Here is a 13,696-nt window from a genome sequence, read left to right as displayed (position 1 = left end):
TTAATCATCCTATTTTTTAACACATTAGAAACCCTTCATTTACCTGATAACGATTTTTCAGGATCCACTTCACGATCTTCTAAAAATGAGTTGGACGACTGTCTAAATGATCTATAGGTTGGACGTACGACCAAATAATGATTCCTGATTAAAGAAAAGCAGTGGATACCCGTTTAGATAAATAAAAAGTGAGTGTGTCATATGAAAATTATCGATCTTAGCGTAACTATTGAAGACAGTACCCCTTGCGATCCGCCTTCAATGCCTACCAAAATTGATTATTGGGGCCATGAAAAAGGGGCTGAACATATGCGTCAGTTTTTCCCGACGGCAACAGACAAAGATCTGCCGGAAGGCCTTGGCTGGTCAATTGAATATGTGCAGCTAACCACTCATAGCGGCACCCATCTGGATGCGCCATGGCATTACCATCCAACCATGAATAAAGGTGAGCCAGCTCGTACCATCGATCATATCCCTCTGGAATGGTGTTTTTCTGACGGCGTCAAACTGGACTTTTCTAAAGTTCCTGGTGAGGGTGGCAAAATCACTGTCGCTCATCTGGAAGCAGAGCTGGAGCGTATTGGATATAACCTGAAGCCGCTGGATATTGTAGTGATTCATACCGGCGCAATGAAACATTGGGGAACAGCAGCATATACCAGTGCTGGCTGTGGTATGAGCCGTGAGGCAACGTTATATCTGCTGGAACGCGGCATCAAAGTAGTTGGAACCGATGCCTGGAGCTGGGATCGTCCTTTATCGCTGATTGCCGAAGAGTTTGAGAAAACCGGTGATTCTTCTCTGATATGGGAAGGCCACTTTGCCGGTATTGAGCGTGAATATTACCACATGGAAAAAATGAACAATCTTGACCAGTTACCGCCATTTGGTTTCAAGATCGCCTGCTTCCCTGTGAAGATTAAGGCCGCCAGTGCCGGTTGGTGTCGGCCTGTTGCTATGTTCGACCTCTGATAGGGAGACGACATTATGACGAATTCCAGTAGTACCATAACAAGTAAGAAAAACACCAAATGGCACGTGCTGTTTGGCGGCTTCTTTGGCTACATGTTTGATGCAGTTGATATATTGCTGCTTGCGGTTTCTATGCCGGTGATTATCGCCGATCTGGGTATTTCGAAGGCAGATGGTGGCTTGCTGGCGACCTCAACGATGGTGGGTATTGGCCTGAGTAGTATTGTTGTTGGCTGGTGTGCGGACAACTATGGTCGACGTAAAACGCTGTTCTGGAGTTTGATGTTATTCAGCATCCTGACGGCGGCGATTGCTTTTACCAGCACATGGTTTGAAATATTAGTCCTGCGTTTTCTGGCTGGTTTGGGGCTGGGTGGGGTATGGAGCATCATCGTTGCTTACATATCTGAAACCTGGCCGGCGAAACAGCGTGGGCGTGCGGCCTCTTTTGTACTGAGTTCATTTCCGGTTGGCGCCGGGCTGGCTGCATTCCTGTCATATCTGATCATTCCTGACTACGGCTGGAGAGCGCTCTTCTTGTGTGGCGCGGGTGCCATCATCGCGGCAGTTTATTTCCTGATTTTTGTTCCGGAATCAGAAACCTGGAAGAAGGAAAAAGAGTCACGTAAAAATAAGAGCGAACGCGTATCTATTTCAGAGATTTTCTCACCTGAACTGGCGCGTAATACTGTACTTGCCACTATCGTTGCCAGCTTTGGTCTGATTGGTTACTGGGGCTGTACCACCTGGTTACCACTGTTTTTAACTCAGGATCGTGGACTGAGTCTGGAGAATATGTCTCTGTTCTTCGTGGTGCTCAACGTTGGCATGTTTGTTGGCTATAACGTTTTTGGCGTAGTGGCGGATAAGGTCGGTCGTCGTACTGCTTTAATCTGGTCGTTTATTGGAACCGCTATTACTTTACCTATTTATGTCAGCATGACCGGGGAAATGGCTCTGCTTATTATGGGGCCGGTATACGCCTTCTTTACCGCTTTCGTCGGATTGATGGGCTCCTATTTCCCTGAATTATTCCCAACCCGAGTGCGCACGATTGGCGCTGGCTTCTGTTTCAATATTGGCCGTGGCGTATCGGCATTCGCACCATTCGCCATGGGCTTCATTGCTCAAAGCTATGGCTTAGTCACCGGCATTATGATCTGCGCAGTGTTCTTCTGTCTGGCGGGATTCATGATGTTTGCTCTCCCTAATATCGACGGCAAAAAACAGCCGACAGCAGCACAGTCTAATCTTGAAGCGCAGGAAGGAAATTAACATGAACAACAAAACTATTATTACCGTTGCAACTACCGGCGCTTTTCCAACTAAGGAAGACAATCCGAATATTCCTCTGACGCCAAAAGAGATTGCCAATGATGTTTATGAGTGCTGGCAGGCGGGCGCGGCTATTGCGCATTTACATATGCGTGATGATCAGGGAAAAGGGACGATGAATATTGATAAATTCACCGAAACCGTAGCCCTGATTCGTGAAAAATGCGACATCGTGATTAATCTCACCACATCAGGTGACCTGAATGCGACTGATGAAACCCGGATGATGCATGTGGCTGCCCTGAAACCTGAACTGGCCTCTTATGACTGCGGTTCAATGAACTGGGCTCATAGCGGTTTGTTTATCAACTATCCTAAGTTTTTAGAGCAGCTTGGTCAGGTGATGATCGACAGTGGAGTAAAACCAGAAATCGAAATTTTTGATGCCGGTATGTTCTATAACTCGCTCTATTACATCAAGAAAAACCTGATTAATACGCCAGCCTACTATCAACTGGTGCTGGGTGCCGCAGGCGGTACGGCTGCCACGGTAGAAAATCTGGTGTATCTGCGGAATCTGTTGCCGCCAGAAGCACACTGGTCAGCATTTGGTATTGGTAAAGGCCATATGCCGATCTTGCTGGCAACACTGGCTTTAGGTGGGCACGTACGAGTCGGTATGGAAGATAACGTCTATTACAGCAAAGGGCGTCTGGCTCAGTCTAATGCAGAGTTTGTCTCCCGTGCGGTACGTCTGGCGGATGAGGCAGGTCGGGGTACGGCAACCCCAGCAGAAGCGCGTCAAATTCTGGGCCTGAAGGGAGCAGTATTATGAGTGATATCGTCATTGTTAACGCGTCAAGAACCGCGATTGGCAGTTTTGGCGGTGCTTTAGCATCGGTTCCGGCACCTGAACTGGGCACCTTGGTGGCAAAAGATGTGATTAAACGCGCGGGTATTGATGCCAGCGATATTGATGAAGTAATTCTGGGAAATGTACTGCAATCCGGCCTTGGTCAGAACCCGGCTCGTCAGGCCGCGTTAAATGCCGGAATTCCCGAAAGAGTCCCGGCGACCACCATTAACGTGGTTTGTGGATCAGGGCTGAAGAGCGTGATCATGGCAGCACAAATGATTGCTGCAGGAGATGCCCAAACTGTTCTGGCTGGTGGTATGGAAAATATGTCGGCAGCACCTTATCTGTTAGATAAGGCTCGTTGGGGCTATCGCATGGGTAACGGTACTTTGGTTGATACAGTGGTACATGACGGATTGAGCTGTGCCTTTAATCAATACCATATGGGAATGACGGCAGAAAATATTGCCGGGCGTTATCAAATCAGTCGCACTGAACAGGATGAAGTCGCTCTGCGTTCCCAGCAGCGAGCGGTTGCCGCAATTAACAGCGGTGCTTTTAGTAAAGAAATTACTCCGGTTACGATCCGTCAGAAAAAAAGTGAAATTCTGTTTGATCAGGATGAATATCCACGAGCTGATGCATCAGCGGAAGCGTTAGCGAAATTACGTCCGGCATTTAAACCCGATGGCAGTGTGACGGCTGGTAATGCCTCCGGTATCAATGATGGTGCTGCGGCGCTGATTGTGATGAGTGCTGAAAAAGCAAAAGCGCTCGGTTTAAAACCAATGGCGCGTATTCGCGGTTATGGTTCCGGTGGGGTTGACCCGGCGTTTATGGGGATGGGGCCGGTTCCTGCAACCCTCAGAGCGCTGGAAAAAGCTCGCCTGAGTATTTCTGATATTGATCTGATTGAGGCAAATGAGGCTTTTGCCGCACAGTTTATCGCAGTTGGCAGAGAATTGTGTTTTGACGCCGAAAAAACCAACGTGAATGGTGGCGCTATTGCGCTGGGCCATCCAATAGGTGCCTCCGGCGCACGTATTCTGGTTACACTTCTGCATGCGTTACAGGCACAGGATAAAACCTTCGGACTGGCAACGCTATGCGTTGGCGGCGGGCAGGGCGTTTCTGTCATTGTCGAGCGGATATAAAAGGAGCAAGGGCAATGAAATCCAAAGTGATGAGCAAGGATGATATTACCCGCCATTTCCGTGATGGTATGAGCGTCATGTTTGGTGGCTTTATGGGCAGCGGTACCCCGCCAACCATTATGAAAATGCTGTTTGAATCGGGTGTGAAGGACTTAACGCTGATTGGCAACGATACCGCTATCCCGGGCATTGGCGTGGCACCCCTGATTGAAGCGGGACGAGTGAAGAAAGTGATCGCCTCTCATATCGGGCTTAATCCGGAAACCGGACGTCAAATGATGGCAGGGGAGATGGACGTTGAACTGGTACCACAGGGAACGCTGGTTGAGCGTATTCGGGCTGGCGGTTCCGGATTAGGTGGTTTTCTGACGCCTACCGGGGTTGGCACTGTTGTGGAGCAGGGTAAGCAGCGTATGACCATCGATGGTCGTGACTATCTGTTAGAGATGCCGTTAAAAGCCGATCTGGCGGTTATTCATGCTAAACGAGGCGATACGGCAGGCAACCTCTACTATCGACGCTCCGCCAGAAACTTTAATCCGATTATTGCGCTGGCAGCAGAGCAGGTATTTGCTGAGGTAGAAGAGCTGGTTAATGTTGGCGATCTCGATCCGGATATGGTGATGACGCCCGGTATGTTAGTCAGCGGCCTGATTAAAGGAGATGAGTCATGAGTCCAAAAGAGTTTATTGCCCGTCGCGTGGCGCAAGAGCTAAAAGACGGTGACATCGTGAATCTGGGCATCGGTTTGCCCACGCTGGTGGCCCATTATCTGCCTGATGATGTGGATATTGTTTTGCAATCGGAAAACGGTTTTTTAGGCATCTGCCCGGTGGATGAAGCCAATCCCGACCCTGATTTGGCTAATGCAGGTGGGCAGCCATGTGGAATTATTTCCGGAGGCTCGACGTTTGATAGCTCTTTTTCCTTTGCCCTGATCCGCGGTGGTCATGTGGATGCCTGCGTTCTGGGTGGTCTGGAAGTGGATCAGAAAGGCAATCTGGCTAACTGGATGATTCCGGGCAAGATGGTATCTGGTATGGGGGGCGCTATGGACTTAGTCACCGGAGCGCGCAAAGTGATTGTCGCCATGGAACATAACGCTAAAAACGGTGCAGCAAAAATTCTTAAACAGTGTGCATTACCGCTAACCGCAGAAAGCTGTGTATCGATGATTGTCACCGAGCTGGCAGTATTTCGTTTCAAAGATGGCAAGTTGGTGCTCACTGAGCATGCGCCAGAAGTGTCGGTAGAAGATATTAAGGCAAAAACAGACGCTGAGTTTGTTGTAGATGAGCAACTCAAACCGATAGTGGTAGCAGAGTCTCTCCCGGCCTGAAAATTATAATAAGACAGCTAACAAAATAACTCCTTGATTCCTTGTTTGTACCATCCGGCATAGCTTCTCCTCCTGCGCCGCCGGATGGTACTTTTTTTAATCTTCCATTTGATAATGTTGACCACTCTTTTTCAGACACTGAACATGGATTATCCAACTATACTTCGGATAGCCTGACTTTAGGGTGAAACTCATGAGTTTTGACTTAACCGTTTCAGCCTGAGTCGGCACAGGCTATAAATCGAAACGTTTCGATAAAGGTCACAAATTTTCCAAAATCCTTTTGCTTTCCCCGACGATTTTTCTAATACTTCCGATAACAACGAAACGTTTCGATGACGGTAAAACCGCCAAATCAGTTCAACAGAAGGTGGGATAAATGAAAAAAGGTAAGCTGCTTAACTCCATGCTCTCTTCCGTGATTTCGCAGTTAGGGCATACCGATACGCTGACTATTGGCGATGCAGGTTTACCCATTCCTGCATCCGTTGAGCGTATTGATTTAGCACTGACGCTCGGCGTGCCTTCATTTTTACAGGTATTTGATACCGTAACGGATGAAATGCAGGTTGAGAAAGCAATTATTGCCAGTGAAATCAAAGAAAAAAACCAGCATATTCATCAAGAGTTGCTGACCCGTCTTAAACAGTTGGAACAGCATCAGGGCAATGTTATTGCGTTGGAGTATGTTTCTCATGAACAGTTTAAGGCTTTATCCCATAGCAGCCGAGCCATAGTTCGTACGGGGGAATGTTCCCCTTACGCCAATATTATTTTGTGCTCCGGCGTTGTGTTCTGAGGTACTCCTATGCAACCTCTACTTAAACTTAGTGGTATCGATAAATCCTTCCCGGGTGTGAAGGCGTTATCCGGTGCCAGTCTTAGCGTTTATCCCGGTAAAGTCATGGCATTATTGGGCGAAAACGGTGCCGGTAAATCGACGTTGATGAAGGTGCTGACCGGTATTTACACTAAAGATGCCGGAACTATCGAATACCTCGGCAAAGAAGTGGCCTTCAGCGGCCCCAAAGCGTCTCAGGAAGCGGGAATCGGTATTATTCACCAGGAATTAAACCTGATTCCACAGCTGAGTATTGCTGAAAATATCTTCCTTGGTCGGGAATTCGTTAATGCCATTGGCCGCATCGACTGGAAGAAAACCTATGCGGAAGCTGACCGTTTGCTGCGCCGCCTGAATGTGGGCTACAGCAGTCGTCGTCTGGTTAGTGAGCTGTCTATTGGCGATCAGCAAATGGTGGAAATCGCCAAAGTGCTGAGCTTTGAGTCCAAAGTTATCATTATGGATGAACCGACGGATGCACTAACGGATACCGAAACCGCCTCGCTGTTTAATGTGATTAATGAGCTGAGGGCTCAGGGCTGCGGTATTGTTTACATTTCCCATCGTCTGAAAGAGATCTTTGAGATTTGTGATGACGTGACGGTATTGCGTGATGGTGCTTTCATTGGTGAACGTCCGGTAGCGGATTTAGATGAAGACAGATTGATTGAAATGATGGTGGGCCGTCGACTGGAAGATCTCTATCCTCGTCTGGATCAACCTCGCGGTAATTTGCGCTTACAGGTAAAAAATCTTTCCGGTAAAGGCGTCCATGATGTCAGCTTCGATCTTTATCGCAGTGAAATTTTGGGTGTTTCTGGCCTGATGGGTGCTGGTCGCACCGAATTAATGAAAATGATTTACGGTGCGCTGCCTCATACTTCTGGCAGCGTAGTGCTTGATGGCCATGCTATAAAAATACATAGCCCACAGGATGGTCTGAAAAATGGCATTGTCTATATTTCGGAAGACCGCAAAGGCGATGGTTTGGTTCTGGGCATGTCGGTTAAAGAGAACATGTCCCTTACTGCATTACGCTATTTCAGCAAGCAGTGGGGATCACTAAAGCATGCTGAAGAGCAACAGGCTGTGAGTGATTTCATTAAGTTATTCAATATCAAAACACCATCAATGATGCAGACCATTGGCCTGCTGTCCGGTGGTAATCAACAAAAAATTGCTATTGCCCGTGGCCTGATGACACGTCCAAACGTTCTGATTCTGGATGAGCCAACGCGCGGTGTGGATGTTGGTGCCAAGAAAGAGATCTATCAACTTATTAACCAGTTTAAACGAGAAGGATTAAGCATCATTTTAATCTCCTCTGAAATGCCGGAAGTTATTGGCATGAGCGATCGTATTCTGGTTATGCATGAAGGCCGTATCAGCGGCGAATTCCCTATTGAACAGGCAACACAAGAAGTACTGATGGCGGCGGCGGTCGGCAAACAGTACGGTGTTACGCAGGAGTAAGACACAGTGAATACCTCAAAAACACCTTCAACCAGTCGCTTCAATAAGGAGTGGTTGCTTGAACAGAAATCGCTGATTGCTTTGATCGTTTTGATCATCGTGGTTTCATTTCTTAGCCCTAACTTCTTTACTATCGATAACCTGTTCAATATTTTGCAACAGACGTCGGTAAACGCCATTATTGCCGTGGGTATGACGCTGGTGATCTTAACTTCAGGTATTGACCTGTCGGTAGGATCGATACTGGCGTTAACCGGTGCCGTTGCCGCATCATTGGTTGGTCTGGAGTTAAACGTTTTTGTTGCTCTGGCTGGCGCATTGGTACTAGGGGCGGGTATTGGTACCATTACGGGTGTGATTGTCGCCAAAGGCAAAGTACAGGCGTTTATTGCCACGTTGGTGATGATGCTAATGCTGCGCGGCGCAACACTGGTCTATTCGGAAGGTAGTCCGATAAATTTGGGCTTTACTGACTCGGCAGAAGCTTTTGAATGGTTTGGTGTGGGGCGTCCATTAGGTATTCCTGCACCAATCTGGATTATGGTTATTGTATTTGTTGGTGCCTGGTACTTACTGAATCATACCCGCCTGGGGCGTTATATCTACGCGCTGGGTGGTAATGAAGCGGCAACGCGTTTGTCAGGTATCAGCGTCGATCGGGTTAAAATTATAGTGTATGCACTGTGCGGTATGTTAACTGCACTGGCAGGCATTATTGAAGTTGGACGTTTATCCTCAGCTCAACCAACAGCAGGTCTTGGCTATGAATTAGATGCCATTGCTGCGGTAGTGTTAGGGGGAACCAGTCTGGCTGGAGGAAAAGGGCGGATCACCGGTACATTGATTGGTGCTCTGATTCTGGGATTCCTGAGCAATGCGCTCAACTTGTTAGGCGTATCTGCTTACTTCCAAATGATAGTGAAAGGCGCCGTCATCTTACTGGCGGTATTAGTAGAAAACAGAAGCAGTAAATAACCTTTTTATACAGGAATAATGAAGATGAATATGAAAAAGCTGGCTATGTTAGTTTCTGCTACCGCGTTAACCCTTTCTGTCAGTGCTGGTGCGATGGCGAAGGATAACATTGCGCTGGTAGTCTCCACTCTCAACAACCCATTCTTCGTCTCCATGAAGGATGGCGCTCAGAAAAAAGCTGACGAATTAGGTTACAACCTGATCGTGCTGGATTCACAGAATAACCCGGCTAAAGAGTTAGGTAACGTGCAGGATCTGACCGTTCGCGGCACCAAACTGCTGCTGATCAACCCAACGGATTCTGATGCGGTAGGTAACGCCGTATTGATGGCGAACAAAGCTAAGATCCCTGTAGTGACTCTGGACCGAGCGGCTAACAAAGGTGAAGTTGCCAGCCATGTCGCTTCTGATAACGTTGCCGGCGGTAAAATGGCTGGTGAGTTCATTGCTAAGAAATTAGGTAATGATGCCAAAGTGATTCAGTTAGAAGGTATCACCGGAACTTCTGCTGCTCGTGAGCGTGGTGAAGGCTTTAAGCAATCTATGACTGACCATCCATTCAAACTGTTAGCCAGCCAACCAGCAGACTTCGACCGTACTAAGGGTCTGAACGTTATGCAGAACCTGTTGACTGCTCACTCTGATGTTCAGGCAGTGTTTGCTCAGAACGACGAAATGGCACTGGGTGCAATGCGTGCACTGCAAACTGCCGGTAAGAAAGATGTGCTGATTGTCGGTTTTGATGGCACTAACGATGGTATTAAAGCGGTGAAAAGCGGCCGTATGAGCGCAACCATTGCTCAACAGCCAGAGCTGATTGGTAGCATGGGCGTTGAAGTTGCTGACAAGATCCTGAAAGGCGAGAAAGTCGAAGCAAGCAACCCGGTAGCATTAAAACTGATCACTGAATAAGTCTGTACAGACAGAACGTTATCAGTACGTAGTACACGCGGTAAAATCGCATTTACCGCGTGATCTTTCCCAAGGGGGCGATGATGTCAGCGAATAAACTGGTGGTGCTGGGAAGTATTAATGCAGACCACATTCTCAATGTGAATGAATTTCCCCGCCCGGGTGAAACAATTACCGGCAAAGACTATCGAATTTCGTTTGGCGGTAAAGGTGCTAACCAGGCTGTAGCCGCAGGCCGTAGCGGTGCCAATATTACCTTTATTGCCTGTGTGGGTGATGATGATATCGGCAAGCAAGTGTGTCGACAGTTAAAGCTGGATAATATTGATATCCAACCAATTGAGAGCATCAGCGGTACTAATACCGGTGTTGCTATGATTTTTGTTAACGGCAAAGGCGAAAATGTCATTGCTATTGATGCCGGTGCTAACGCAGCGGTTACCCCTGATTATCTGAATAAATATCGTCAGCAGGTTATTGATGCTGATGTGCTGCTAATGCAGTTGGAAACTCCGCTGGAAACCATTCTGGCAGCCGCCAAACTGGCGAAGCAGAACGACACCTTGGTTGCCCTTAATCCGGCCCCGGCTCGTGAACTATCCGATGAACTGCTGGCTAATATCGACATTATTACGCCTAATGAGACCGAAGCGGAGCAGTTAACCGGTATCACCATTGTTAACAGTGACGATGCCAACAAAGCTGCCGGATTATTACATGCGAAAGGTATTCGCACGGTGATTATCACCTTGGGTAGCCGTGGTGCCTGGGTAAGCATTGATGGCATTGGTAGCCTGATTGAAGGCTATAAAGTTGAACCTGTTGATACTATTGCTGCCGGTGATACTTTCAATGGCGCTTTGATTACTGCAATGCTTGAAGGTCAGGAACTGTATCAGGCGGTTAAGTTTGGTCATGCGGCAGCGGCGATAGCGGTAACGCGCCGGGGTGCTCAGCCTTCTGTGCCATGGCGTAAAGAGATCGATGCTTTCTTAGCAACCAGACAGGAGTAGTGTTTTGGCAACGATGAAAGACGTAGCCCGTCTGGCGGGCGTCTCCACATCAACGGTGTCTCACGTTATCAACAATAACCGGTTTGTGAGCCAACCCGTCAGGGATAAGATTCTTTCTGCCGTTGCTGAACTTAATTACTCGCCTTCGGCGGTGGCCCGTAGCCTGAAAGCCAAAGAGACCCGAACTATCGGCATGCTCCTGACCTCCAGTAATAACCCGTTTTATGCTGAAGTGGTCAGGGGTGTGGAAGAGAGCTGCTATGAACGTGGCTACAGTCTGATTTTGTGTAACACCGAAGGCAATACCGAACGGATGGGAAGCAGTCTGGAAACGTTGTTACAGCGCCGGGTTGATGGGCTGATTTTGATGTGTAATGACCGTAACCCCATCTCTGAAGTGCTCTTTTGCCATTATCCTAATTTACCGGTAGTCATGATGGACTGGGCGCCGTTTAATGGGGTTTGCGATACCATTCAGGATAACTCGTTGATCGGCGGTAAACTGGCGACGGAGTATCTTATCTCCCGAGGCTATCATCGCATTGCCTGTATTACCGGACCTCAGGATAACACTCAGGCTCGTCGTCGTTTACAGGGTTACCAGCAGGCGATGGAAAATGCCGGGCTGGTTGCGCCAGAAGCCTATCAAATATTTAGTAATTTTGAGTTCTCCGGCGGTCTTGAGGCGATGCAGCAGTTGCTAAAATTGCCGGAACTACCGAAAGCTATATTTACCTGCAATGATGCGATGGCGGTTGGCGTTTATTTAGCAATAAATCAGGCTGGATTAAAAGTAGGGCAGGATATTGCGGTTATTGGCTACGATGACATTGAACTGGCAAAGTTTATGTCACCGCCGCTGACGACCATCCATCAGCCAACTGATGCATTGGGTAAACTGGCCATTGATACGTTATTGCAACGTTTAGAAAAACAAATCACCGAACCGCGTACGCTGGAGCTGACTCCTGAATTAGTAGAACGTGATTCCGTTGGCGTGTGTTAACTCAACCAATACCGTTTCTTACATTAAAACGGTATTGGTCAATACTATCGTTAGTCATCAATCTGATAGCTGAAAACCGGCAAACCAATCTTAAAGAAGATGGCTAACATTCTGAAGATAAAGCCAAAAATCAGCGTGGCGATTACAGCGATATCCGGCATAATATTCAGATGAATCAAACCGATATATAACATGGCTGAAGCAAAAGATACGCTGGCATACAGCTCTTTTTGAAATACTAACGGGATGCGATTACAGAAGATATCCCGCAATACTCCGCCAAATACCCCGGTAATTAATCCTGCGATTCCTGCGATCAGAACCGGCAGATTCATACTCATAGCAACCTGCGCTCCGATGATAGAGAACACCACCAGACCTACGGCATCCAATACTAAAAAGAACTTTCTCAAATAGATCATGATGCGCGAGGTAGCTACAGTCATCACCGATGCTGCGGCAACAATCAACACATATTCCGGATGAGCCACCCAACCTAAAGGATAGTGACCTAAAATGATATCCCGCACGGTTCCACCACCGATGGCAGTGACGGCAGAGATAATGATAACGCCAAAAATATCCATTTTGCTTCTACCCGCAGCGAGCGCTCCTGTCATTGATTCTGCGGTGATACCGATGATATATAGATAGAAAAGCATGATGCTTCTTATTTTGATTATTAGGTGGCTTGGTGTGCTGATTATTTCAGATTTTAATGGGGTTTTCAGCTGCTTTGTTGATTTTATTTTGGGGTAAAGTGCTGGCTTTTGTTGTGTTGGGAAGTAGAGTGTTTGGTACAGAGTGTATTTCGTCTGTGTCCTCACTTAATTCTATGTACTCCGTACTTATTGAGTTTTGAGCAGGTTTCGTCCGCTAATGGTGTTGAGTCTGACTCAATTGTTGTGCGGCGGCCGAGCAGGAGGCGTTAAGGCGAACACCTCCTGCACCTCCGCGCCTTCGCACACGAATTCAGGTCGCCTGCGGTGACTACCTTCCTCCTTCTTTCGGGCTTACGCACCGGCGCAGAGCCGGAGTACTCGCCTCATCCATGAGGCTCGGCCCTTTGGGCCAGCACTGCGTGCTGTTCAAAATTGCTCCTGCAATTTTGTCCGACGTCGCTGCGCCTCGCCAAACATCCCTGTTTGGCGTGCTACCCTCTCTCAGTCGTCAGCTGAATTCCAGTGCTCCCTAAGGTCAGGGGATGGGTTAGTATTCAGGCGCTTTGCGCCTGAATAGGGGGTTCTGATCTGGTTTGGATATCATAGTGGTTTTTTAATCGTTTGGATCTGAAGGAAGTTGACTGAAATCGTTAATGATAATTGGCTTCTGTACCCTTTTCTGGACGTTAGCTGTTAGCTGTTAGCTGTTAGCTGTTAGCTGTTAGCTGTTAGCTTTTGATTTTGATTTTGATTTTGATTTTGATTTTGATTTTGATTTTGATTTTGGTCTTGGTCTTTAAAACAAAGCCAATCGTCGGGAGAGACGGGCGTGGGGGTCGACTTGGCGTGAGTCAACGACAAACAGGCAAAGCCTGTTTGAACAGCGCTTGCGCTGGCCCGAAGGGTGAAACACCGAAAGGTGTTTCATAACTGCCCGTAGCCCGGCTAGGCCCGACGCACACCATACCTGATAACCACTCAGAACTGATAGCCCTTCCGGCCGCACACATCAGGTCATATAAGCAATTAGCTATTACGGCCGGAATCTACACAGTCGCCAATTTAAAGACTAAAACTCTCTTCTCCATATACAAAAAGCGCCCCGGCAGGGGCGCTTCTTAACAACATGTATCACTACAGTCAAACGGGGTATGCTGTTTACAGCATAAACACCCCAATCACTGCAATCACACTCAGCACGGTCGCCAGACCGTA

13 protein-coding genes are annotated in these 13,696 nt (G+C 47.8%); 12 read left to right on the top strand and 1 reads right to left on the bottom strand.

The features are described from left to right. Window positions 1-201: 201 nt before the first annotated feature. From I2494_RS18645 to rbsR, 12 genes are all read left to right on the top strand, one after another. Window positions 202-975, top strand: coding sequence for a cyclase family protein (locus I2494_RS18645; RefSeq protein ID WP_218468529.1), 774 nt, complete (start codon window positions 202-204; stop codon window positions 973-975). A 15-nt stretch (window positions 976-990) separates the two neighbouring features. Beyond that, window positions 991-2,250 (top strand): MFS transporter, encoded by a 1,260-nt coding sequence (locus I2494_RS18640; protein ID WP_218468530.1) that lies wholly within the window; start codon window positions 991-993, stop codon window positions 2,248-2,250. Between the two features lies 1 nt (window position 2,251). After that, window positions 2,252-3,085: a BKACE family enzyme gene (locus I2494_RS18635; protein WP_218468531.1), complete on the top strand. Its 834-nt coding sequence runs from the start codon at window positions 2,252-2,254 to the stop codon at window positions 3,083-3,085. Continuing rightward, window positions 3,082-4,260, top strand: a complete 1,179-nt coding sequence (locus tag I2494_RS18630; protein ID WP_218468532.1) for an acetyl-CoA C-acetyltransferase — start codon at window positions 3,082-3,084, stop codon at window positions 4,258-4,260. Before I2494_RS18635 ends, I2494_RS18630 begins: the two co-directional genes overlap by 4 nt. 14 nt (window positions 4,261-4,274) lie before the next feature. Further along, window positions 4,275-4,934 carry an acetate CoA-transferase subunit alpha gene (atoD, locus tag I2494_RS18625; RefSeq protein ID WP_218468533.1) on the top strand — a complete coding sequence of 220 codons (660 nt, stop codon included), beginning with the start codon at window positions 4,275-4,277 and terminating at the stop codon, window positions 4,932-4,934. Continuing rightward, window positions 4,931-5,599, top strand: coding sequence for a 3-oxoacid CoA-transferase subunit B (locus I2494_RS18620; RefSeq protein ID WP_218468534.1), 669 nt, complete (start codon window positions 4,931-4,933; stop codon window positions 5,597-5,599). Before atoD ends, I2494_RS18620 begins: the two co-directional genes overlap by 4 nt. A gap of 379 nt (window positions 5,600-5,978) precedes the next feature. Further along, entirely contained in the window at window positions 5,979-6,398 is a 420-nt protein-coding gene (gene rbsD, locus I2494_RS18615; RefSeq protein WP_218468535.1) for a D-ribose pyranase, read from the top strand. A 9-nt stretch (window positions 6,399-6,407) separates the two neighbouring features. Then, window positions 6,408-7,913: a ribose ABC transporter ATP-binding protein RbsA gene (rbsA, locus tag I2494_RS18610; RefSeq protein WP_218468536.1), complete on the top strand. Its 1,506-nt coding sequence runs from the start codon at window positions 6,408-6,410 to the stop codon at window positions 7,911-7,913. Window positions 7,914-7,919: 6 nt separating this feature from the next. Further along, window positions 7,920-8,888: a ribose ABC transporter permease gene (gene rbsC / locus I2494_RS18605; protein WP_218468537.1), complete on the top strand. Its 969-nt coding sequence runs from the start codon at window positions 7,920-7,922 to the stop codon at window positions 8,886-8,888. A gap of 24 nt (window positions 8,889-8,912) precedes the next feature. Next, entirely contained in the window at window positions 8,913-9,800 is an 888-nt protein-coding gene (rbsB, locus tag I2494_RS18600; protein ID WP_218468538.1) for a ribose ABC transporter substrate-binding protein RbsB, read from the top strand. An 83-nt stretch (window positions 9,801-9,883) separates the two neighbouring features. Continuing rightward, window positions 9,884-10,813 carry a ribokinase gene (gene rbsK, locus I2494_RS18595; RefSeq protein ID WP_218468539.1) on the top strand — a complete coding sequence of 310 codons (930 nt, stop codon included), beginning with the start codon at window positions 9,884-9,886 and terminating at the stop codon, window positions 10,811-10,813. A gap of 4 nt (window positions 10,814-10,817) precedes the next feature. Continuing rightward, a complete protein-coding gene (gene rbsR, locus I2494_RS18590; RefSeq protein ID WP_218468540.1) occupies window positions 10,818-11,819 on the top strand; it encodes a ribose operon transcriptional repressor RbsR in 1,002 nt (333 codons plus the stop codon). A gap of 50 nt (window positions 11,820-11,869) precedes the next feature. Here the strand turns inward: rbsR and I2494_RS18585 are convergent, their stop codons facing one another. Beyond that, window positions 11,870-12,484: a trimeric intracellular cation channel family protein gene (locus I2494_RS18585; protein WP_218468546.1), complete on the bottom strand. Its 615-nt coding sequence runs from the start codon at window positions 12,482-12,484 to the stop codon at window positions 11,870-11,872. Between the last annotated feature and the right edge of the window lie 1,212 nt (window positions 12,485-13,696).

The sequence above is a fragment of the Limnobaculum allomyrinae genome, from assembly GCF_016649425.1.
Taxonomy (GTDB): Bacteria; Pseudomonadota; Gammaproteobacteria; order Enterobacterales; family Enterobacteriaceae; genus Limnobaculum; species Limnobaculum allomyrinae.
This window is presented reverse-complemented; position numbering and strand designations above follow the sequence as displayed.

Coding starts and splice junctions, on each gene's coding strand:
- rbsA (WP_218468536.1), top strand. CDS start 6,408: ATGCAACCTCTACTTAAACTTAGTGGTATCGATAAATCCTTCCCGGGT.
- I2494_RS18640 (WP_218468530.1), top strand. CDS start 991: ATGACGAATTCCAGTAGTACCATAACAAGTAAGAAAAACACCAAATGG.
- I2494_RS18620 (WP_218468534.1), top strand. CDS start 4,931: ATGAGTCCAAAAGAGTTTATTGCCCGTCGCGTGGCGCAAGAGCTAAAA.
- rbsB (WP_218468538.1), top strand. CDS start 8,913: ATGAATATGAAAAAGCTGGCTATGTTAGTTTCTGCTACCGCGTTAACC.
- rbsK (WP_218468539.1), top strand. CDS start 9,884: ATGTCAGCGAATAAACTGGTGGTGCTGGGAAGTATTAATGCAGACCAC.
- atoD (WP_218468533.1), top strand. CDS start 4,275: ATGAAATCCAAAGTGATGAGCAAGGATGATATTACCCGCCATTTCCGT.
- I2494_RS18630 (WP_218468532.1), top strand. CDS start 3,082: ATGAGTGATATCGTCATTGTTAACGCGTCAAGAACCGCGATTGGCAGT.
- rbsD (WP_218468535.1), top strand. CDS start 5,979: ATGAAAAAAGGTAAGCTGCTTAACTCCATGCTCTCTTCCGTGATTTCG.
- I2494_RS18635 (WP_218468531.1), top strand. CDS start 2,252: ATGAACAACAAAACTATTATTACCGTTGCAACTACCGGCGCTTTTCCA.
- I2494_RS18645 (WP_218468529.1), top strand. CDS start 202: ATGAAAATTATCGATCTTAGCGTAACTATTGAAGACAGTACCCCTTGC.